General features: G+C 53.0%; 12 protein-coding genes. 4 read left to right on the top strand and 8 right to left on the bottom strand.

The features are described 5' to 3' along the window. Positions 1-9: 9 nt before the first annotated feature. Both AC1RVX_RS01065 and AC1RVX_RS01060 read right to left on the bottom strand, forming a co-directional pair. Positions 10-789, bottom strand: coding sequence for a tRNA-uridine aminocarboxypropyltransferase (locus AC1RVX_RS01065; RefSeq protein WP_493214733.1), 780 nt, complete (start codon positions 787-789; stop codon positions 10-12). A gap of 186 nt (positions 790-975) precedes the next feature. Further along, complete coding sequence (locus tag AC1RVX_RS01060; protein ID WP_422952512.1) at positions 976-1,224, bottom strand: DUF3297 family protein; 249 nt, start codon at positions 1,222-1,224, stop codon at positions 976-978. A gap of 320 nt (positions 1,225-1,544) precedes the next feature. Here AC1RVX_RS01060 and katG point away from each other — a divergent pair, with 320 nt between their 5' ends. Next, a complete protein-coding gene (gene katG, locus AC1RVX_RS01055; protein ID WP_493214732.1) occupies positions 1,545-3,731 on the top strand; it encodes a catalase/peroxidase HPI in 2,187 nt (728 codons plus the stop codon). 330 nt (positions 3,732-4,061) lie between these two features. On the opposite strand, the gene AC1RVX_RS01050 is transcribed toward katG, so the two are convergent. After that, positions 4,062-5,303 carry a flavin-dependent oxidoreductase gene (locus AC1RVX_RS01050; RefSeq protein ID WP_493214731.1) on the bottom strand — a complete coding sequence of 414 codons (1,242 nt, stop codon included), beginning with the start codon at positions 5,301-5,303 and terminating at the stop codon, positions 4,062-4,064. Between the two features lie 240 nt (positions 5,304-5,543). Here AC1RVX_RS01050 and AC1RVX_RS01045 point away from each other — a divergent pair, with 240 nt between their 5' ends. Together AC1RVX_RS01045 and AC1RVX_RS01040 are read left to right on the top strand one after the other, a co-directional pair. Beyond that, on the top strand, positions 5,544-6,083 hold the full coding sequence (locus AC1RVX_RS01045) for a MarR family winged helix-turn-helix transcriptional regulator (protein ID WP_493214730.1): 540 nt from the start codon (positions 5,544-5,546) through the stop codon (positions 6,081-6,083). Between the two features lie 486 nt (positions 6,084-6,569). Then, positions 6,570-7,712 (top strand): ABC transporter substrate-binding protein, encoded by a 1,143-nt coding sequence (locus AC1RVX_RS01040; protein ID WP_493214729.1) that lies wholly within the window; start codon positions 6,570-6,572, stop codon positions 7,710-7,712. A 200-nt stretch (positions 7,713-7,912) separates the two neighbouring features. On the opposite strand, the gene AC1RVX_RS01035 is transcribed toward AC1RVX_RS01040, so the two are convergent. The 5 genes from AC1RVX_RS01035 to AC1RVX_RS01015 form a co-directional block, all read right to left on the bottom strand. Beyond that, positions 7,913-8,845: a hypothetical protein gene (locus AC1RVX_RS01035; protein ID WP_493214728.1), complete on the bottom strand. Its 933-nt coding sequence runs from the start codon at positions 8,843-8,845 to the stop codon at positions 7,913-7,915. A 148-nt stretch (positions 8,846-8,993) separates the two neighbouring features. Further along, positions 8,994-11,894, bottom strand: a complete 2,901-nt coding sequence (locus AC1RVX_RS01030) for a polyprenyl synthetase family protein (protein WP_493214727.1) — start codon at positions 11,892-11,894, stop codon at positions 8,994-8,996. 383 nt (positions 11,895-12,277) lie between these two features. After that, positions 12,278-19,183, bottom strand: a complete 6,906-nt coding sequence (locus AC1RVX_RS01025) for a LamG-like jellyroll fold domain-containing protein (RefSeq protein ID WP_493214726.1) — start codon at positions 19,181-19,183, stop codon at positions 12,278-12,280. A gap of 137 nt (positions 19,184-19,320) precedes the next feature. Then, complete coding sequence (locus AC1RVX_RS01020; protein ID WP_493214725.1) at positions 19,321-21,429, bottom strand: hypothetical protein; 2,109 nt, start codon at positions 21,427-21,429, stop codon at positions 19,321-19,323. A 227-nt stretch (positions 21,430-21,656) separates the two neighbouring features. Next, the gene (locus tag AC1RVX_RS01015; protein ID WP_493214724.1) at positions 21,657-22,511 is read right to left on the bottom strand and encodes a DUF6920 family protein; all 855 of its coding nucleotides are present in this window, start codon (positions 22,509-22,511) and stop codon (positions 21,657-21,659) included. A gap of 264 nt (positions 22,512-22,775) precedes the next feature. On the opposite strand from AC1RVX_RS01015, the gene AC1RVX_RS01010 reads away from it, so the two are divergent. Continuing rightward, positions 22,776-23,654, top strand: coding sequence for an ATP-binding cassette domain-containing protein (locus AC1RVX_RS01010; protein ID WP_493214723.1), 879 nt, complete (start codon positions 22,776-22,778; stop codon positions 23,652-23,654). The last annotated feature ends 88 nt before the right edge of the window (positions 23,655-23,742 follow it).

The following is a 23,742-nucleotide window of genomic DNA, read 5'->3' as shown; positions in this document are numbered from 1 at the left end:
ACGAAATTATTAACCCAAAGACGCGGCCAAAGCCCGCAGCTGTATATGCAATTCATCTTCCCATTCCACTTTCAACTGCTGCTTTGCCCGCAGATAGTGGTCGGTGAATACATCCAGGTAGGTTTCCAGCGCTTGTGCAGCTGCGGTGTCGCCAGCCAGGCCCAGGCATATCGCTGCCACTTCAGATGTGCACAAATGATCATCACGTCGCGAGCGGCGCAGGCGGTAGCGCGACAGTTGTTCTGGCAGCAGGCTTAGTACCGGGAACTGATTGAGGTAAGGGCTTTTCTTGAAAATCTTGCGTGCCTCTGGCCAGGTGGCGTCCAGCAAGATAAATAGCGGGCGTTTGCTTTCAGCTTGGTCTGAAAGGGATGCTTGCTGAGCAGGCAAGTCTGCAGGCAATAATTCCGTAATCACCCGTTCTGGTGCCACAAACTCACCCGGAAAAACCACGTATGGTTGCCATTGCGGATCAGCCAGTACCGCCAGCAGCGCCGGGTCAACCTCAGTGCGCGCCCAGCCAAACGCCATCGTATCCGGCACCACATCGGCAATTAGCCAGCCAGTGTTACTGGGCTTTAAGCTCTCATGTTCTGCCATGATCAGGCACACCCCGGCGCGGGTAGACACGACAGGGCGCAAGGTACACAGACAATGGCTCAGAATCAGCCTGCATCCGCCACAACGTTCACCCTTGGGCCCGCCACGTGCCAGAAACGGCCTGGTGCTGCGCAGCAGACGGGCTGAACGCAGGCGGGAGACAGCATGGGGCAAGTGGGTGGGTTTCATCGGCAGGGCAACATCAATGGGTGATCAACAAACATACCAGACTGCATACATTGATGGATAGTGTATGGCGCAAATAACTGCACCAATAACCGCGCCAAAGATACCGGGCATGCCCGGCAGCAGAAATAATGGTGAATGAGTGACGGGTGCAGCGCTGCACCCAGAATTACAAACTTTGCAAATCAATCAGCGGTAAAACGCTTCAACCACACCCTTGACCTTGATCATCAAAGGATTACCTTTGCGGTCACGTGCCTTGCCAGCAGCGACGCTGACCCAGCCTTCGCTGATGCAATATTCCTCAACATCGTTACGCTCTTTGCCATTGAGCTTAATACCGACATCGTGTTCAAACACGGCGGCAACATGATAAGGGCTGCGCGGATCAACCGACAGGCGATCCGGTAATGGGGGGTATTGTGTAGTGTCGTTCATGGTCGCAATTATCCCTTAGAAGCGCAGGTGTTTCAATGGCCCGGGTGTTTTGGTGTAAATAAGCTAATATGTAAATTCATTCAGCGCAGATTCTGGATCAGTCAGCCCGTCCTTTTGAAGGCAGATAGCAAGGATCAATACAGATGTCGATAGTTAAAATGAATTGAATCAATAAATTAAATTAAGTATACCTATTAACCATCAATCCCTACAATTGTTTATGTTTCAGTGTCACTCAGAGGCTGTTGCAAAATGAAGTTGGCCTTATAAGCTAAAGTCAGCCCCATTTTGCAACAGCCTCCCCATCAAAGGAGATAACGATGTCAAACGAAGCAAAATGTCCGTTTTCGGGCAGCGCCCGCACCGCAGTGGCAGCAAGCCACGCTAATGCAGACTGGTGGCCTAATCAGCTGAACCTCAAGATATTGCACCAACATTCCCCGGCATCCAACCCGCTGGGCGAAGAATTCAATTATGCCGAAGCATTCAAGACCCTGGATCTGGATGCCGTCATCAAAGACCTGCATGCCCTGATGACCGATTCGCAAGAATGGTGGCCAGCCGATTATGGTCACTACGGTCCTTTCTTTATCCGTATGGCCTGGCATAGCGCCGGTACCTATCGCATTGCTGATGGTCGCGGCGGCGGCGGTGCAGGTGCACAGCGCTTTGCCCCACTCAATAGCTGGCCTGACAATGGCAACCTCGACAAAGCACGTCGCCTGCTGTGGCCCGTCAAACAAAAGTATGGCAATAAACTGTCCTGGGCAGATTTGATGATACTCGCCGGCAATGTCGCGCTTGATTCCATGGGTTTCAAACCCTTTGGGTTTGCCGGTGGCCGCCCTGACATCTGGGAACCAGAAGAAGACATCTACTGGGGCCCCGAAGGTAAATGGCTGGACGACCAACGCTACAGCGGTGACCGCGATCTGCAAAACCCCCTCGCAGCCGTACAAATGGGCCTGATCTACGTCAATCCCGAAGGCCCGAACGGCAAGCCAGACCCGGTCGCATCTGCACGCGACATCCGCGATACCTTCGCCCGCATGGCCATGAACGATGAAGAAACCGTCGCCCTGGTGGCAGGCGGCCACACTTTCGGCAAAGCCCATGGTGCAGGTGACCCTGCCCAAGTTGGCGCAGAACCAGAAGGTGCCAGCATAGAAGAACAAGGTCTGGGCTGGAAAAACAGCTTCGGCAGCGGCAAAGGCGTGCACACCATCACCAGCGGTATCGAAGGTGCCTGGACCGCCACCCCAACCACCTGGGACAACTCTTACTTCGAAACCCTGTTCGGCTACGAATGGGAACTCAACAAGAGCCCAGCCGGTGCCCATCAATGGACACCCAAAGACCCAGCCGCCAAGACCACGGTGCCAGATGCCCACGATCCATCCCTGCGTCACGCGCCGATGATGACAACGGCAGACATGGCCCTGCGCATGGACCCGGCCTATGAAAAGATTTCTCGTCACTTCCTGCAAAATCCCAAGGAACTGGCAGATGCCTTCGCCCGTGCCTGGTTCAAACTGACTCACCGCGATATGGGGCCGATTGCCCGTTACCTTGGCCCTCTGGTACCAAAAGAAGAACTGATCTGGCAAGACCCCATCCCGGCTGTCAACCACGCATTAGTGGACGACAAGGACATTGCCGGGCTCAAGGCAAAGCTGCTGGCGTCTGGTTTGTCGGTATCCCAACTGGTGAACACCGCTTGGGCTTCGGCATCCACCTTCCGTGGCAGCGACAAACGCGGCGGTGCCAATGGTGCCCGCATACGTCTCGCCCCACAAAAAGACTGGGAAGCCAACCAACCTGCCGAACTGGGCAAGGTGCTTGCCAAGCTTGAAGCGATACAGACAGAGTTCAACGGCAGCCAGTCCGGTAAAAAAATCTCGCTGGCTGATTTGATCGTGCTGGGTGGTAGTGCAGCGATCGAAGCCGCAGCCAAAAAAGCTGGCCATGACATCAAGGTCCCTTTCACCGCAGGGCGCATGGATGCAACGCAAGAGCAAACCGATGTCGAATCGTTCGAAGTATTGGAACCAGCCGCCGACGGTTTCCGCAATTACCTGCGCAAAGGACTTGAAGGTTCTGCAGCAGCGCTGCTGATAGACAAGGCTCAACTGCTGAACCTGAGCGCTCCTGAAATGACAGTCCTGATAGGTGGTCTGCGCGCACTGAATGCCAATGCAGGACAAACACAACTGGGTGTATTCACCAAACGACCAGAAACCCTGAGTAATGATTTCTTCGTCAATTTGCTGGACATGAATACCAAGTGGCAAAAGTCAGGCACAGAAGGTGTGCTGGAAGGCCGCGATCGTGTCAGTGGTGATGTGAAATGGACAGCCAGCGTGGTGGACCTGATTTTTGGTTCCAACTCACAACTGCGCGCCGTGGCAGAAATCTATGCTAGCAGCGATTCACAGCAAAAATTTGTGAATGACTTTGCGGCCGCCTGGACCAAGGTCATGAATGCAGACAGGTTTGATTTGGTGTGAGTTTCAAAAAGCCTGAATAATTTTTTAGGCATTGCATTGATCTGGTAATGATGAATTCTGTTTTCAGATCATGCCTTTAAGTTAGTAAAAAAACTGCCGTTCATTGAACGGCAGTTTTTTAATCCAAAATCGTAGGTTGGGCTTCGCTTTATCAGCCCAACATTCGGCGTTCAAATAACGTATTCATTTTTAAAAAAACTCAGCATCGTAGGCTTGGCTACGCCTCATCAGCCCAGAATCGCAAGTTGAATTGCGTTTTACCAGCCCAGCGGTTTGGCCCAACACCCAAGCTTTCAAAGATGTATTGACCTATCAAGGGATCAGTCTTGTTTAAGTAGATTTCCCCGCCAACGCATCCTTATCAAACCCAGCCAGGCGCTTATACCGCATCGAAATCGCTTCCAGTTCCGACTGCGCAATCACATCCGTTACATTCGCAAAACCTTGGGGCGCGCGTTCTTCTGCCATTTGCATCACCTGTTCTGGCCCATTCATGCGGTTGCGTAACACAATGCCGGTGGTGCGTGGCAAACGCTCTGCTTCATACTCACGCAGTGCATACAAAATATTCGCTTCGCCAGTCAGGCAATCGGTCAGGTAACGGGCATCCAGAATTGCCTGCGCGCTTCCGTTTGATCCTATCGGGTACATGGGGTGGGCGGCATCACCCAACAGCGTCACGCGCTCAAAGGTCCAGCGCGGTAGCGGGTCGCGGTCCACCAGTGGAAATTCATACACCACCTCAGCGCCTTCGATCAGAGCGGGTATATCAATCCAGCCCCATTTCCAACTGTCAAACGGCTTGCTAAAGGTAGATTTGTCAACCTTGCGGTTCCAGTCCGACGTGGGCAATTCACCACTTGGTACACGCAGCTCTGCAATCCAGTTGATCAGCGAACGGCCTTGCTTGTGCAATGGTTCAGAGATGGGGTAAGCAACAAATTTCTGATCCTGGTAGCCCGCCATGAACATGCTGCGGCCATCCATGTAAGGCTCAGCTTCCGTGGTTGCGCGCCATAACATACGACCAGAAAAACGCGGCTGATCACCTTGTGGATACAAAAAGCGTCGAACTGCAGAATGTATACCGTCTGCACCAATCAACAAGTCAGATTCCACCAGCACAGCCGATTGATCTACCTGCCGGGTAAACGTGGCAATCACCTTGTCTGCGAATTGCTCAAAAGAGGTGAACGCATGCCCCTGATGAACGTGCTCAGCACCAATGCGCTCAATCACACTTTGCAGCAAGGTCATTTGCAATTCACCACGGTGAATAGAATATTGTGGCGAATCATAGCCAGCTGCCCGGCCACGCGGCTCTTGCCAGATCTTTTGACCAAACTTGTTGAAATAAGACAGCGACGAAGTTTCTATACCGCGTTCGGTCAGACAGCTTTCCAGCCCCAACTGGCATAGTTGCTGGCTGGCATGCGGTAATAAGTTAATGCCCACACCCAGCGGTTTGATTTCACTGACAGCTTCGTACACCTCAACATCAATACCGCGCTCATGCAGCATCAGCGCAAGCGTCAAGCCGCCTATACCGGCACCGGCAATTACTACTTTCATGTCTTCCTCCACAAATTTATTATGCCGCGCGTCTTTAGCAGTGCGACCTTCTTGTTATACTCTTATTGTTATACTGTATAACAGTTATTCGATATAACACAAGTTGCGTAGCAATTTTATGCGTCCTGCCTTGATGAAAAACAGCCAGCGTCGACAAGATTTGCCATTTTTATAAATAGACCCAGCATGTACAATACGGTCATTGACTGACAGCAAAAGCCCATTGGTAAAACGTCTCCCATGTCTAAACAGAAACAAGCCACAAGCAAAGTACAGCCCAAGGCTGTCGCAAGCAAACGTCTGACCAGACAGGCGCAACCCATCTCGTTCAATGCGCGCATAGACGGTATCAATTACGATATCCTCGAAGAATTGACTGGTTATGCAGTACGCCGCGCCCAACTGTCGATTTACGCAGATTTCGCTGCCAGCCTTGGTGCCTATGACATCACACCCCAGCGCTTTTCTTCACTGGTCATCATCAGTGCCAATCCAGGTATCTCGCAGACTCGCCTTGCCGAAGTCATGGGCATTGCACGATCAGGTGTTGTTTCCATCATAGACAATTTTGAACAGGCCGGTTTGCTGGAACGACAAGACGCCGGCGATCGCAGAGCCTACAACCTGCATCTCACCAAAGAAGGCCAGCGGCAATTAGAGAAATACAAACAGGTCGTCAAAGAACATGACAACCATGTCAGCCAGCAACTGACAGCAAAAGAACGGGAACAGTTACGGGCATTGTTGGGGAAATTGTGTTTAGGGGCTGATAAGCCTTAGCCCGGCGAATCCCGGCCCAACCTACGTCCCTGAACGAAGTTGAAATCCCCTCCCTTTCAAGGGGGAGGGACAGGGTGGGGATGGGTTTCGGCTACTTTAGCCAAGTGTAGGTTGGGCTACGCCTTTTCAGCCCAACACTCAGCGTTCAAATAATGTATTCGTGTGTCAAGAGGCCCAGCCCAACCTACGGGATTCAAGACGCGGCACTTCCGCTGTACTTCCGCCGTACTTCAATAAACAAACCAAAATTCATAAATGCCAGGCCAAAAAAACTAAAGCCTTACTTGCATCTCACTCAAAATATTATTATATTGAATAACTGTTATGTGGCATAACAATATTAAATCGCAATACGAACCACAATAACGGATCACAACAAGTACGCCACCAATTCCAAGCCCGGCCTGGCAAACAAGGCTAAATAACCATAAGCAATACCAAGCAACACCCGCATTAGCAATACCAACAATAAATCAGGAGACAGCAATGCAACTCATCACCAAACCAAGGCTACTGGCCTTGCTGATAGGCGCGACCATGGGCACAGCCCAGGCCGACATCACCATCGGTGTCAGCCTGCCCTTGACCGGCCCCGCATCCGGGCTGGGCATCCCCACCAAAAACGGTATTGCCCTGTGGCCCGACACCATAGGCGGCGAAAAGGTCAAACTTGTCATCCTCGATGATGCATCCGACACCACCCAGTCCAGCAAGAACGCCCGCAGACTCATCACTGATGACAAGGTTGACGTTATCGTCGGCTCCACCGCCACACCCGCCTCGGTTGCACTGGCAGAAGTCGCGTTTGAACTCAAGACGCCACAAATTTCCACCTCGCCAGTCGAGTTGGCACCCGGCAAAGGTAACTGGACCTTCCGCGTCGCCCAGTCAACCCCGCTCATGGCCCACGCCATTGCCGACCACATGAAAAAAACAGGCGTCAAAACTTACGCCTACCTGGGCTATTCAGATGCCTATGGCGAAGCCTGGTTCAAAGCCATGACTGCCGCCGCCAGCAAGGCCGGCTTGCAGTCTGTTGCTACAGAACGCTTCAACCGCCCCGACACCAGCGTCACAGCACAAACCCTGAAGTTACTCGCCGCCAAGCCCGACGCCATCCTCATCGGTGCATCCGGCAGTGGCGCAGCCATGCCACACAAAGCCCTGATAGAACGTGGCTACAAAGGCAAAATCTACCAAACCCACGGCGCTGCCTCACGTGACCTGATTCGCCTGGGCGGTAAAGATGTGGAAGGTTCCTTCGTTGTTGCTGGCCTGGCCATCCTGCCCGAACTGTTGCCAGAAGACCACCCATCCAAACACCTGGCAACCGACTTCACCATTCGCTATGAAAAGCAATTCGGTGAAGGCAGCAGAAACCAGTTCGCCGCCCACGGCTATGACGCCTACCTGCTGTTGAACCGTGTCGTTCCGCTGGCACTGAAAAAAGCCAAACCCGGCACGCCGGAATTCCGCACTGCCTTGAAGGATGCAATGGAATCTGAGATTGATATTCCCATCACACAAGGCGTACTACATTACACCGCCAATGACCATTTTGGCCTGGAAGAAAAAGCGCGGGTGATGTTGACGATACAGAATGGGAATTGGAAGGCTGTTGGGCCTTGAAGAATTAAAGAAATTGTACAATTCTGCATGAGTCACTAAGGCGCGATTTATTTATTTTATGAATCGCGCCAACTTCCGAAGAAATCGTTCGATATAAGTATTGAAAGTGTGGAGCTATACTCTCATCAGAGATTAATGAATAATTTTTCTTTGTAAACTATTTTGATAAATTTTCTCAAAAATTGAACGCCATCAAAATTTCAATTTTTCCAGATCGGAGACTCACCTCTGATTAATCGAGATAATCGATCGTTCTCAAATTTCTGCAGTGCAGTTAGTACAGCTTTTATTTGTGGATGCGTTACTATCTCAATGCACGCGATAGCTATTGCCGTTAACCCTGCGTGCATGATTGCTTGTTTTTCCCAGTCATATGCCTGAGCTAATATTTTAAACTCCGCCTTGTCATCTTTACTGACTGGAAGCCGAGTGGAGTCGTAATGTACTGCACCAAGCTTATTTGCAACATATGAAATGATATTTCTGCGATGAATTTGAATGTCTTTCAGGCAACCTAGGCGAACCATGCCCCATTCCATAATTGAGACCCGCTTGCGGGTTACGGTGATGTACTGTAGTGGCCCACCAAGATTTGAAAACTCTAAAGTTGTATTAAGTTCTTTTAGTTTTTCTGGGCTTGGTTTCCATACATTTGGACTTAGTCTTAGGTCAGAGTATGTTTTATTTGCTCCGTCTGCAAATAGTAGAAGTTGTTTTGGTTGATTGAGTTTACAATATTCTCGCATTTCTTTATCAAACAACAAAGCGAGACAAAGGTCGCAAGCGTGTCCGCGTTCTTTAGGTTCTATCTGTGCAAAGAATAGCATTGCTACATTAGTTTCGAAAGTTTCCATTTCAATGTCAATCGCGTGTTGCGTTAGGAAGTCGAGCAGAATTGGGGACGGTGAATCGTCGAATAGAAGCGTCCTCAGCGAAGCTGCGCAGAGAAGTAAATCCGCTTGATCCATTATTAAAGGGTGCCGTACAGTTCCATCTTCATTCAATACGGTTTTGAAAAGGCGACGTAAGTGCGCGATTAGGGCCAAGACTCTTTTACTCTCCGCTTGTGTTACTCCAATAGTTTTTTTGAATTCGGAATTACTTGCTGATTGATCGTCATCTTGAATGTCCATAGCGAATAGTTTTCTTAATTTCAATACAGGAAATTGCAATACTACTAAATAGTTGTATTGTTAGCCGATGGTAGTAGAATATTTCCTCTTAGCATAGACTTGTTAATGAGTAGTAAAAAAGCGCAGAACTGATTGAGCTTCCTATGTTCTACCGCAACCGCCGCGTCGAAGCCCTCGCCAACTCAATCAACGTCGCCTTCGCCGCAGAATGCCGTACCGGCACCAAGGCTTCCACCCCCAGCGCAATCTGCCTGGCAGCCTCTGCCCGTGTATCTTCCAGCGCTGTATTGGCGACCAGCCAATCACTGACTTCAGCGGCATCAGCAAAACCATTGGCCGCCAGAGCATCAAAACCTTGTGGGTCACGCTTGCGTGCCAGTAGCAATGGGTAGGTCAGCAGGCCGGTGGACAGGTCGGTAAAGCGGGTTTTGCCAGTGTCGCTGGTGGCCGGGTCAAGGTCAAGTATGTCGTCGATGAGCTGGAAGGCCAGGCCCATGTGGCGGCCAAACTGGGCGGTGGCGGTGACTGTGGCGGCGTTGCAGCCACCTACAGTGGCACCGGCGCGGCAGGACCAGGCGAACAGGCCGGCGGTTTTACCGTCGATGATGCGCAGGTAATCTTCTTCGTTGGCTTCCAGGTTGCGGCGGCCTGACAATTGGTCAGATTCGGCAGCGATCATGGATTCTATGACTTCGAAGAGGTCATCTGCCAGCCCGTTGTAACCTATGCGGTACAGTGAACGTACAGCGCGTGACACCAGCAGGTTGCCTGCCAGCACACCGGCACCAACGCCATATTTTTTCCATGCGGTGGGGTGGCCGCGCCGCTGATCGGCTTCGTCGATGATGTCATCATGCAGCAGGGTGGCAGCGTGTATCGATTCGGTGATGATGGCAACCTGTATCGCTTCTTCCGATAAAAACCGCCGCATCAGCATGGAGCAAAGCAGGGCGCAGCTGGCCCGCAAACGCTTACCGGATTGAAACAGCGAATCAGCCAGCACACCATCGATAAGGTGGCGCTGGTGGCTGGCACCGTATTCACGAAAATGTTTATCCGTCTGATCAAGCGCACTAATCAAACGTGCACGCAACATATCCAGATCATCAGCCAGTGCCTTGTCATTGATGGCACCAACAACATCATTGATAAGGGCATACACGCCAGATGCCTTGGCTTGCGGGTCTTGCGCGCCATGCTCAGTGGTACCTGTAGCGTTGCCCGCAGTGCTGGCCCACTTGGATACGGGTGCCACACCCCGGCTCAGGTTATTGATGAAACGCATGGCCCTGGATTCAAATTCGGGCAAGCGCTTGTCCCACCCCAACTGGCGCACCAGGTCACCGGCCCTGACTGAATAGTCAGCGACGCGGCTAGTCATACCACCTAACCACGCAATGGTCTCGCCAGAAAATACCGGCACCAGGTCCAGCAAATGCGGCAAGCCAGCATCAAATCGCAGCTTGTCTATGACCTTGAGCGGAGTCAGCGCCGTAGGTTCTTCCAGCGGAAATAACTGGCAGCGCTGTGCGCTGGAACCTGTTACATCCAGCAGGTGGTTAACGGCCCTGCGTGCGGATTCATTGGCGCTTTCCATCGTCGCCACATCGGTAGATGTACGTACAAAATCGCCAGCGACAGACAGGTTACTGATGCCAATATCCACCTCGGGCCGCGCTGCCCATGATCCGGCAGTGTTGACAAACAATGGCGCATCATTTTCCATACCCTCAGCAGTCCAGCGCAATGACGGGTCAATGGAACAGGCGACTACCCCAGCAGCTTCAAGCGCTGCCCGGTTTGCAGGGGCAAGGTGAGCAAGAATTTGCTGCCAGACTTCTTCCTGTATTTCTTCCGGCGTGCAATCCCTGGCGGGTTTGCGTACAAAATCACCGGGAACGTCAAAATCGGATATGCACACGCTCAGTATGCCTTGCACCGTGCCATCGCCATATTGCGCCAACCCACGCGGCCAGAAACGCTGCTGACACAAAGAAGTAAGCGCCCACGGCGCATCCAAAAAAATCGTATGTCCGTGATTGAGTTCTATATCTTGCCCAAGATAGAAAAGGATACCGTTCATCCATTCCGTTTTGAGTTCATCCAGCCGTGCCAGACTGGGTGCCCGGGCCAGCATGTCGGCATTGGCAAGTGCCTGCAGGCGTTCCAGCGGCAATGCCAGGATGAAATGATCGGCGGTTAACTCTGTACCATCACTCAATTGCAGCGCACATGCCGCATCACCTTCCCACAAGACGTTTTCTACAGACACACCCTGGATAAACTCCACCCCCAGATGTTGAAGGTGCGTTACCCATGGTGCTATCCACACTTCGCTGGTCGGACCGTTCAACACCCTGTCCGCACAACTGCGGTAGATATCGCTCAGCAATTGTATGCCCACCACCACGTTGGAGCGTGCACTCATATCCGCTGCGCGACAGGCCACCAGGGTACGGGTTACCGCGTTGATGACATATTTTTGATAGGCTTCTGAGCGTGACGGTGCCTGGAAATAATCCCAGGCAGAGATGTTTTCAAATTCACCAAAACGTCGCTCGTCTGAACTGGTCAGCATGGTGAATACGCAACGCACGTAATGCAGCATATCTTCTCGCGGCACATCAACCCCACTGCCTACGAAAAGATCATACAGAAATGACAGCAGCGACGCCGCATCACGCGATGATGACCTCAACTGGTTAGGTACCTCCCACCGCCCCTTCTTTGACAGGGCAAGCGTGCGTGAGGTATGCGCCAGATTATCTGCGACGCTGCCATAAGACCCATCGGCCAATACACAGGGAATGCGCGCCATCGTATCGGGAATATGCCGGTAAAAGCCCGGAAAGAAGCGAAAACCATGTTCGCCCGGCAAATCTTGTTGGCCAGTCGCTGCAGACCCTTCCACCGGAATACTGCGCGATTTTCCACCAGGTGCGGCAAGTGCCTCCACCACTGTCACCAAAAATCCACGTTCGGCCAGCTCCTGGGCTGCCGTTAAACCTGCGATACCTGCGCCAGCAATAAGTACTCTAGTTTGCTTCAACGAGCTTTCTCCTGAGGTGAAATCGCGGAGAGGAACTCACAGATGAGCTCACCCGCCATTGATCAGCAGGTATTATGCTGGCAGTCTGTTGGTATTGGGCAAGCAAAGTGCTGGCAAAATTTGATTTGTTCAAAAAAACAGACAGTGCCCGCTTGGTTGCATGGCTTTTATCTGAAAAATCTTTGCTTATCGGCGCTATGCGGTGCCGCGGGGGCTGGAGCATGCGTTTTCAGTCGTCCAGCAATACGCAGACAATGCGCAGACAATCCACAACTAATACACAACTAACACGCAAGCGATCAGTCTTGCACTTGCCTGACTGATCGCATATTAGACTTGAGCGTGCCAGAATAATACCTGGCTCAAACCTTTTTCATCCTTATTCAATATTCAATATCACCATACTTGAACACCGCAACGCCATGTAAAATGATAGCAACCACGGTGCTCATACTGCGCATAGATATGACCATGTCGTAACCAGCGCTGCCGTAGTGCCCCCCCTTTCTCGATTCCTTCATATCTTCATCAGTAAACACGAATTCCAACATGACCGGCATCAGACCCATGACATCGCGATAAAGGAGTAACTTGTATTCCTCCTTCACATTTTCATTTGTGATGCGGTTAAACTCATCCTGGCTCAATGCATAGAAGTCAACTAGCAGATAGACGACAAGGGCCGTGCTGAGTACGCCAAATATACGCAATATTTTGTACTCATGGTTCTTGAAAAAGAGTTTGACTTTACCCGTCCAGGTAGCTGAATTGGGTGGGATGTCCAATCCTCCATCAAGACAGGTAATAACGCCTTTCACGGCCTTTTTTAAACTCAAGGCAGTCAAGATGCTGAAGCTCAGGTACACCATCCATTCACGTCTTTTTGCCAACTTCCGGTCCGATCCCAATACTGCTTCCAGGCGGGCATGAAATGCAGGTTGCGAGCCGAACGTAAAAGTGCAGGCCACACCAATACCCGCCAGACCCTGCATAATCCCGGCCATTGCCAGCACCATGTTGTCCCAGGGATTGCGCAGACCATCTCTCACGAAAATATCACGAAATTTCATGTCTGATAGCATATTTGCAAAGTATTTCAGGACGCTAAAACCCAAATACAGCACCTCAACGACAAGAGGTGTACCTGGCACAAGCTCAGATTTCAGAATTGCGGCCCCTTTCCCGTTATTGTCATGGTCATCTGCGCTGACTACATCGGAAGGACGCGAGGATTTTGGCGCAAGACCAGCCTGACTGCGCCAGCGGGCTGGCAAGCCTTTGGCATCACTGGCAAAACTGCGGGTTTCTCCCGAGAGGAGCGTGACAAATGCATACAGCGTGTTAAAAAATACACCAAGGCCAAGACAGATCAGGCTGAGCAGGGACAATTCTTCACCAGTAATCCATTTATACAGTTCACTGATAAACGGGATATACACAGGCGTATCAAAAAGTTTCATGATGCCGTCTATGCCGTCGCCGATGGCACCACAGGCATCGCCCAGATGCCCCACCAGGCTTTCCAGGCCAGTCGACGCTGACTTGCTCAAAGCCGCTTGCAATTTCGCAACCAGATCACTTGGTGACAGATCGAGCATTGACTTGGCCAGGCCGGGCAGAACCTCTATCACCGCTTTAAAGGGATCGTCTGAGCTGGGCATGCTCATGGTGCCGCTGGGGTCTTTTTTCTCCAATGGACGTGGCGAACTGTTATTTGATTTTTGCAGCATGGAATTTGCCTGCACACCATCTGCCCCGGCAAGCGCCGGTGCTCCTGCATTTTTTGCCTCGCTTGAACTTGCATTCAGGCTGGGGCCACCAGCAGGCATATTGTCTGTTGGCAGGCCGGCAATCATCCTGGCGACGCGCGTCATGCCTGCCTTGTCCTTCATGGCCTTTTTTTGTACTTCACTTGCCAAGCGGAACATGTCATGCAGGATGCGCTGCGCTTCCAGGATGGCACCCCAGTCAAACAGCGCCCGCAAAAAGGCAATCACCTTCTTGATGGCAACTGCCAGTTGCTCGAAGAAGCCAGCCACCGCATTCAAGGCATCTTCTACCGTGGACACCACAGCGTGTACCACGCTACTGATGCCATCGACTACTTTGGTAATGGCAACCTGCACAGCATCGGCAACCGTGACGACGATGGTTTTTGCACCTTCATAAATGTCAGTGGCAACGTCCTTGATACCATCCCACATATCATCAAGAAAACCACCCAGTAAATGGGGGGCATGTGCCATGACAGGTGTTGCTACGCCGCGTGCCAGCATTACATCCTTGTGCGTATTCAAGGTACGGTAGCTATAACCTTTCGGGCCGCCTGCTTCTATCACAAAACCCATGGCACCGCCCATGGCGCGGCGGAAAGCGTCAGGGTTGGCCGGTGCCAGGCGCGGTGCACCGGCGACTGTGCGTAACAGGGTTACGCGGTCAGTTTTGGCCCCGGCTTCATCCTGTTGCATGGCGTCTATGCGTAATAAATCCGGGCCATTCTTGCCCGCCTTGAGCAAGCCCACATCGATGCCTTTTTCTGCCGCACGCATGGCCATCAGTTTAAGCTGTGCAGGCGACATGCGCGCCCTTAACATGGTATGGTCACTGTCATTCTTGGCAGATGATGCTACCTGGCGCACGGCCTTCGATATGTCGCCAGCATGCTCCTTGTGTTCGGGGTTGAGCATGCTGTCTTCGCCACCACCTTCTTTCTTCCAGTTGGTGACACGCGGCTTGGTCATGTCATCGCTTTCCATGGTCGATAACTGTTCCTGTGCTTCCTGTTCAGGGCTGATGATGATACGTTCATTGCGGTTCATGAAACCGGCGCGTGCGTACAATGAAGGCGAGGTCAGCTCGTCAGCTTCCATGATGATGGTCATGTCACCATTCATTTCACTGTCAACGGTGACTGAGCGTTCGGTATTGACCTCATATTTTTTGCCTGCAATTTCTATCGTCGCAGCTTTCGATGCCCAAAGCGTAATGGGCTCGCGCATGCACAGGCCGCCGTCAGATTCGCGTGAACGCAAGACGATGCGCCAGGTAGAGCGGTCGCGCTGGTCGTTGATCTTGTCACCGGTGGTGTAATGATAGTCTTGTATCAGCTTGGCTTGTGCTGTCAGGTTTGGCGGCACCGGCTTGGCCAGCACCTGGTTATTGATGAGCACATTGATATGGAAGCGTTCATTGACCGGCATGAACGAAGTCCATAGATCCAGTGAAGGGCCATGGCCAGGCTCAGGCGAGGAGATGCTCAGGTTCAACGTACCGTCGATGCCGGTGACAGCAGAGAAAAATTTAGTGACCTTTGCGGCACGCAGCACGGGATCAGGCTCGCTGCCTGGCTCTATTCCCAGTACCTCGTCACCATTGATGAAGATGGATGCAGGGTCGTCCGGTTGGCGTTTGATGTACCACATCTCTACACGTTTACCAGCCATGCCTGTGCCGTCTGCTGCGCAGACCTTGGCTGTCAGCGCATACAAGGGCACATTGTCCTTCATGCGGGAGATGGATGCCGTGCTGGTGATGTGCGGGTAGGCCGGTTGTGTGAAGGGCAGGTCAGTCAGCCACCACACCGGCGCTTCGTCAGTGGGGTTTTGCGCCAGCACGCCGCTATGGCCTTGCAGGGCTGAGTCATGCACTGCCTGGTAATCAAAGTTCCAGTAAGCCAGCAGGGCAGGTTCATCGCCACGCAACTTGACCAGCATGCGCGAGGCAATTTCTGGTGCCACCAGATAAGTGTCCCAGATACGTACTTCAGCAATCATGCCGCAGAACGCTTTTTCTGCGCGCAAGTCTGCAGCCACGCAGGCACCGACATAGGCTTTCAGGCCAGCAGGGGCTACCCTGGGTGCTGGTGGTTTATCCAGACGTACAGTGGGCATGGCTTTGCCGTCCACATACAATATCACCTGTTCCGCCGTTTCATTGGCGGCAGCCGGGCGGCGTGATGCAGCCAGGTGATGCCACTTGCCATCCATGATAGATGTCTGCGTCTTGACGTGGATGCCAGTCCATTTGCCATTTTCTCTGGCGCTGGATGAATAATGCACGGTGCCATCGGTATCCAGCCACATGTTGATACTGAAATTGGATTCTTCTGTTGCAGCGATGCCAACGATGCCACCACCGGCACGCGCTGCTGCCGCACCTGTCAGGCGTGGCACATTGACCCAGGCTTCGACGCAGCTTTCCTGCACGCGCATCAGGTGCAGGGTCGCATCCTTGGTACTGATGTCTATCACCGCATGTTGAGTGCCATTGGCAACGGGATTGCCCCAGCGGTCAAGATTCAAACGCAGGGCAGAAATATCTCCCAGCACAAGACTGTGCATGGCACCGTCAAGTTCGGCATTCTGCGCATTGGCAGCAACGTCGTGGCAACCGACGTAGACCGTACCGGCATGCACCTGTGGTATGCCGACCGTGCCATTTTGTGCCTGGTACAAGCCCATCAATGTTCCGGTCTTGCCGTTGACGGCGGCTATCGTGCCGCTGGCCGTGGTACAGATCACGCGTGCTGCGCGGTCAAATACCGGGGTATTCAATCCATTCAAGCTACCGGCAGGGCCAGGTGGCAAGCTGACTTCCCAGCGTGTGGTCAGGGCACTCAGGCTGTATGCCAGCACTTTACCGGTATCAGTGGCAAGCACCAGCAAGTCTTCATCCAGCGACGCCACCATGCCAGTGATGTTGTCACTGATCTTGCCAGAAATAGCCAGTGGTGCTGCCGCCAGATTGGCGATGTCGAGCTTGGTGACCGTATCGCCAGACATGGAAAATATCCAGGTTCCGGCAGTGCAATAGGCTTTACCCGTTATGCTGCGTTTGCCAATTTCCAGGCCAGTTACGCAATCGACGAGGTGCAGTTCCAGGTCACTGGCCGTGCGCGTCAGTACGGCCAGTGCGCTATTCGTGGCCGTCTTGCAAAATGCCAGTTGCAATGGCGTGCCAGGTATATTCACAGTCAGCCCAGTGTCGGCCTGGCGTTCGGCAATCACGATCTGCGTGTTGCCATCGCCAGTTGCTGCTGCCACATAGGTTTCATTCGCAGCAGGTGCAGGCAAGGCTTCGGCATGTTCGTTATGCATGCCTGCAAAAGCGGCAAGCTGGGTTTTCTGGCCGCTTCTGGCATCAATACGTACCAGCGAATCGTCTTGCGTCAGCAGCAAGAAGCTGTTGCCGTCTGCCACCGGGTCCGAGATTTTTTCGGCAATATCCATGGCCCACTTGCGCTTGCCATCTTGTGCCCCCACTGCATACAAGACATTCTCGGTCGGGAAAGCCAATATGCCATTTCTGGACAGGGCCGATGAACCCGTCACCTGCGTCTGCCCACGTGCACCCCAGGTATTGGCATACGGCCATTGCTTGGCCGATTCGCGTAACAGGTAAGGGAAGGCGTTGCGGTCCATGGTCAGGTCAGTGCGCCTCGATGCATGGTTAATGAACTGCGATGTGACACGATGCTGGTGCGCAGCGTTATAAGGCTCCACCGCGGCCTTGTCGGTAGCCTGAACTTCATCCAGACGCCACAAACCCAGCAGCTGTGGTTCTGTGCCTATCAAGGCGGTGCTGCGGTTGCTTTCTATTAAACTGGCTTCCATCGCGCAGTCCCACAAACGTACTTCACGTATCAGACCATTGAAGAATGATTCTGCCTTATCCCCCTGTCTGGATACCAGCGCACCTATCGTCAGCGCAGTATTGCCACCTATCGCCAGCCTGGCCACGCCTGGTGTTTCTGGCAGACGCACTTCCTGCTGTATGCCGTCCAGCACGATGAGATAAGTATCATTGCGCCTGACCAGGGCGATGTGATGCCAGTTGCCATCCGCCGCAGACGATGTATTGGTCCGGCCAACGCTCTGACGTTTGCCATCGGCAGAAAATATCGCCACCCGTATCTGTCCATTCGGTGCCAGGTTGAGTCTGAAACCATTCGCATCCGGGTCATTTTTTGTCGGATAACCAGAAATGATCTCACCACCGTGGCTGCTGCGTACCCAGGCTTCTACCGTGAAATTGCGTTCACCAAAATCAAACTGCGTACCGTCAGGGCGAATATTGATCATGGACTTCACGCCATCAAAATACGCCGCAGTCTGGTTGGCATAAGGCCGCGCAGCGATTCCACCCAGGTCATCCGCCAAAAACAGCGTGCCATTCGTGATGACTGGCGGTTGAGCACTTGCCAGACTGGGCAGCGAATAAGCCACGCCTGCGCTTCTGCCATTCTCAACATAAAAGCGCGCAAGCTGCTTGCCGCCATCGGTCTTGATATACACCACACCATCAATGATCCTGGGTGCGCCAGGGTCTTTGACTTTGGCGCGCCATTTGATCTTGCCATCGGCCAGCGACAGGCATATCACTTCGCCCATCGAATTGCATGCCACCGCCACACCCGCAGCCAGATTGGCCGGATCGGTATCGCTGGCCTGCAACAAATGTTCGGCACCTTGTTGCGGTGGGCGTGCTGCTTTCAGGTTGACCACCCGTGATGCAGTCCTGACCTTGGCCGGAATATCAATCACAGGCGTATGCCAGTTGACATTGCCCTCTTCAAGCGGTGCAATCTTGAAACGTACTTTGCCGTCGTCTATCCCTATGCCATGCAGATGGCGGCCAGCCACCAGCACCACTTTTTCTGCCGCACAGGGTGCAGTAGCTGCACTGAGTTTGTCTTGCGCATCATTAAAAGTCCAGCGGGTATCACCAGAACGCAAGTTCACAGCCAGCAGCTTGCCGCCCGCCACAAAGAACACCGCGCCGTCACCATAACATGCTGGCCCGGCGCTGCTCTTTGTCACTTCTACAGGCTCAAAGGCTTTGGCACCGGTTGCGGCAATATAGCCTGCGACACGCGATGCTCCTTTTTTTGCATCCAGGTATACGGCCATGATGATACCCCTGTCCGCCACCAGCGAACTGGCGCGGCCAAGTTTGGGTGGGACCCAGCCAGGCAAATTGCTGCCATCGTTCAGGCATACAGCCGTCAGGTAATCACCATCCATCAAATACACCGTACCATCACAGGCAGTGACACGTGGGTCAGTGCCTGTGGCTTGACGCATCTCAAGCACCCATCTCGAATCGCTATTTTTGGCCAGCGGCACCTGCTGGCCGTTATGAATGTCAACTGCATACACCACCTTGCCCGCTACGCCTATCAGCTTGTCACCGGCGGCCACCAGCGGCGAGGTCAGCGGTCCGTAAATCGAAGGACAAGTCCAGGTCGTTGGCAGAATTTCTGCTCCCAATGCATCTAATAATGTGCTCATAACATCCTCGTATTTATTCAATGGATAGAACAGATGCACAGGCGGCAGGGTTCACCAGAAAAAAGTTGCCGACTGCGGCCAGCAGCGACCAGCAACAATCAATAGTGCCCATGCCGTGCCCGTGCATGGTAGGTGGATTATGGACGATTAGTCTGGACAAGAACCCTGACATGAAGCTCGACTATATTGTATTCATCAAGCTTGACTGTACTGGCGCTGCGATGATATGTAGGTTTGTCGGTGATAATGCGACTTCCCCCCATGTCGGGTAAAGGAAAATCAAAATCAGGGCGCAGTGAAGTACCAGACCGGGGTGGCTTTAGTCCATCGTAAGAACCAGGTACCAACGTGACCTGGCTGTCTTTCAAGCTGGAGTCAATATAGGCTATGCCATCCGCATCGGTGGTCAGCCTGGTCTCGCCACCCGGTGACAGACGCATGGTCAGCAGGGTAGAACGCACAGGGCTGGGGCCAAAACTTTCAGTACGTGGATTAATCCCCAGGCCGCTTTCAGTCCAGCTCAGCATGACACGCACCTTGACTGACCTGGCCTTCATGGCCATGATCACCATCTCATCCTTGGCACGTGGTTTCATCGCGCTTAATTCTGCATTCAAGGCAAATGCCGCGACATAATCAGGCGCGCCGCCTTCTGCCCGCAGCACAGGCATGCCGGCATCCGCCAGTAAACCACCACTGCTCAATTGACGTAGCTGCGCTGCATAGCCAGGTTCCCTGCCTGTCAGCAATTGTGGCGAGTCCGCTTTCAGATTGGCCGGGCGTGCTGCCCTGACCATGCAATACATATGTGGCCCGGCAATGGCAGGGTTGTGGCGTATCCAGTCTATGCTAAATGAAGGGCTGCCATTCCATGGCCCAAAACTGCCCCGGCCCAGCTCAACGGCTGACGGTGGGTAATCGGGGCTTTTGGCCGGGTCTTCACAGTCAAGCGTATTGGCCAGCAAGATGCGAAAACCCAGCGAACCTCCTGCCGGTTTCAATGCGTCCGTTTCCACCACCACGAGGTAATCATCTTTGGTCGTGCCTGTATAAGCAAATGCGGCATGCACTGCTGCGGTATTCTGACGCAGACGCCAGCGGTCACGTTTCTTGACCGTGGCACCATAAGCATGCAGGCGCGAAGCCATGCCATTGCTTAACAACACCAGTTCACTTTTGGGTTCAACCTGATAGTTGGTCCAGCCCCCGGCAGGTGCCTCTACCGTTTGTGCCAGTGCTGTCGTAGGTTCAATACCAGTCGCAAAAAAATCCGCGCCCAGAATACCGCCACCCATCAATACATTGCCATGGCAACTCAAAGGCAAAACCCTGTCACGCGCCGGGCGACCCACGCCGCGCCAACCCGGCAGCGCGTCCAGATTCGGCGTAATGCCGTTCAGCGCACAGATGCCGCCATCTTCCGTTACGTAATACAGGCGGCAACCATAATTGCCGGATGTTTGCATGGGTTCTGCTATGGCCAGCGCAGCACGCAAAGGCAGGCTGGCATCGCGTATCACCGCTTGCACCGACTCCAGCCTGGCATCCATTGCATACACCGTGCCGTTCAACCCCAGCGTAAATACCTGGCTGCCGCCCGACCCCGACGCCTGCTGCATACGCGCCACCGGGGCTGAATACACAATCCTGCCCACCGCACTGGCAGTCTGCTGCAATTCGGTTCTGGCCGCGGCCAGCACGTGTGTCGCATCCTTGCTATCAACCTGCAAAAGCTGGCGTACCCCACCGGCCAGTTCTTTAGACTCTGCCGTACTTTGCTGATCCAGGTCCGCCAGCGATGCTGCCAGCACCCGCCTGTTGCGCGCCTTAAGCAATTGCGCATACAAGTCCTTGTCTTCTTCAGAAAATGCATAAAACGACACTGGCGGCTCATGCTCACCCGGCTTTGCATCATCGGCATCCCAGCTTTGGCCAGTGGAAAGATTTTGTGCAGCAAAACATTTTTGCTTCACCAAAAACCATGCACTGATCACCGGCCCATCCTGTATATACAACACCGAATCACTGACACAAAACCCCGCTATCCCTTGCCCCGCACGGGTACGAAACGTCTTCAGCGCGCTGGAAGTATCATCCACCGTAAACAAGCCTAAAGCCTGCGGCCCCCCGGCGATCAACATCCGCCCCCCACTGGCAATCACCGGAGCAAACAAACGCTCTCCAGGCAGAGCGCACTCAGCGCCGAATTGAAGAGGTCCAAATTGCGGTGTCAGCACAGTGGCCATCGATGTCTCCAGAAACACAGTAAGTGAGAAAGCGGATCAATTTGACGGCACGTTCTGTCAATGTCAAAGAGAGGATTTACAGTCAGCGCTCAGGATAGACGGAAATGCCTTAAAAATATACAAGGAAATGGAAGGTATGGCGGATTTGCTGCCGAGGGAGGGGAAGGAGTTTTGAGGGGCAAGATATGTTCTTAAAGATATGCTTCGCAGCAATGCTGTTCACCAGCTTAAAACTCATACGTAATCGAAGTGATGGTACCGCGCCAATACGGCCTGCGCCCGTCAGCGTGCAGCCATGCGGTTTCGGCGCTAAGTGGCACCAGCATGCCATTGCGTTCTTGATAGTTGTACCAGCGCCCTTCCCACGGGGTAGGCACGACCACCTTGCCTACCATGGCGGCGCGTGCTTCAACACGCACTGATTCAATCAGACCAGCCTGGTTAAACTTGACCAGCATGGTCGCGCTGATTGGCCCATCGGCAAGCGTGGCAGTAGCAGAATGGGCATCCACAGCTTGCCAACTTACGCCCTGGCCAGGGAGCAGGGCGGTGGGGTACCAGGCAGCTTCGGCAAAGAAGCGTATGAATTCGCCCTCAGCCAGGTCACGTGCGCTAATGTTACCCGCCATAGTCAGCAGGCCAAGTATGGCCGGGGTCAATATGCCTTCACCACCCACATACGCATCGTGTACATAAACGCTTATGCCCGGGGCCATCGCTATGCGGGCATTCCAGACAAAGCCCGGTCTGCGGGTGACGACCCGCTGTGTGGATGTAAACGGCTTCCACTGCTCACCAGTAGCACTCAGGTTAAAGCTGCCAACATGTTCAACCCTGGCAGCGGTGACGATGGGCTGGCCGTCTTTCAATACGGTACGGAAATATCGTGCCACAGGTGCAGGCAGGTTTTCAATTTCCTGCATGTTATATGGCGATGTAGTTGTCAGCAGGCGAGTGCTTTCAAGTCGCGCCAATAAACCCCGCGTTTTGCCCGCCCAGCGCGCCGCACCATAGGCGACAAGGCCAGCTACGATGGCAGCGACAGAAACCAGAGCAAGTAATATCCATACAATCCAGGTCATAGTGATGTTGCCAGTAATGGAAGTGAAAGATGCATTAGATTATGCACAAAGCCCACCACCTTGTTTGTGGGGTATCAAACATAAGTGAGCTGGCATCGCCTGGATATTTTCCAATAGATGTCTCAGTTTCCTTTATTTGCAAAAAAGTAATAAACTCTGACACTTTGCAATTGAATCTTTCGTTGCCAGGACTTAGGCAAAGCAGAATTAAAAATACCGCATACAGAACGCCCACTGCTGAAAACAGCGGGCCGCAAATAATAGATGTCTACAGGACCTTTGATGATCAAAGTCACACAACTGCAATTTGAATATGGGCGCAAACGCGTCTATGACGATTTTTCGCTGACGCTGGCCCAGCCAGGCGTGTATGGCTTGTTTGGGCGCAATGGCAGCGGCAAATCGACGCTGTTAAAAATACTGTCGGGTTTGCTGTTCCCGCATGGGGGTAATGTTGAGGTGCTGGGCTACAAGCCTGCGGCCCGCTTGCCCACCTTTCTGGAACAGGTGTACGTGGTCCCTGAAGAATTTCATCTGCCCAATATCAAGCTGGATGTGCTACTGAAGACGCATGCGCCGTTTTATCCGCGCTTTTCCAGTGTCGATTTTCAAAGCTACGTAGATATTTTTGAAGTTCCACATGACAAGGGCTTTGCCTCCATGAGTCTGGGGCAAAAGAAAAAAGCCGTGATCGCCTTTGCGCTGGCAACCCACACACCCGTGTTATTGATGGATGAACCAACCAATGGGCTCGACATCGTAGGCCGTGCACAGTTTAAAACCATCATGGCCCGCAAAGAACATGCAGACCGTATCGTCATCATCAGCACGCACCAGGCACATGATTTAGAAAGCCTCATGAACCACGTGCTGTTCGTCGATGCAGGCAAGCTGGCCTTGTCCGCCAGCATGGACACACTGCAACGTGCCTTGCATCTGGGCGTCGCAGACAATCAGGCAGATATCGCCGACAGCATTTATCACGAGGCAATCGGTCATCAATGGGCCTATGTCGCAGCCAACAAGAGCGATGCACCGGGGGCAGTCAATCTCGAATTGCTGTACAAGGCCCTGAGCATCAATAAGCAAGCCATACTGGATGCAGTGGCAGTCCATCAAGACACAACAAGGAATCCGCAATGAGCAATTTTTTTGACAGCGCGCGTTTTGCCCGCTTGTGGCGCGCCCATTGGGCAGAAAGTTGGCGTGACTATGCCTGGTTCGTCGCCGT

The sequence above is a fragment of the Undibacterium sp. GW821-FHT11B02 genome, assembly GCF_058808955.1.
Note: the sequence above shows the minus strand (reverse complement) of the source record. Positions and strands in the feature narration are given on the sequence as shown.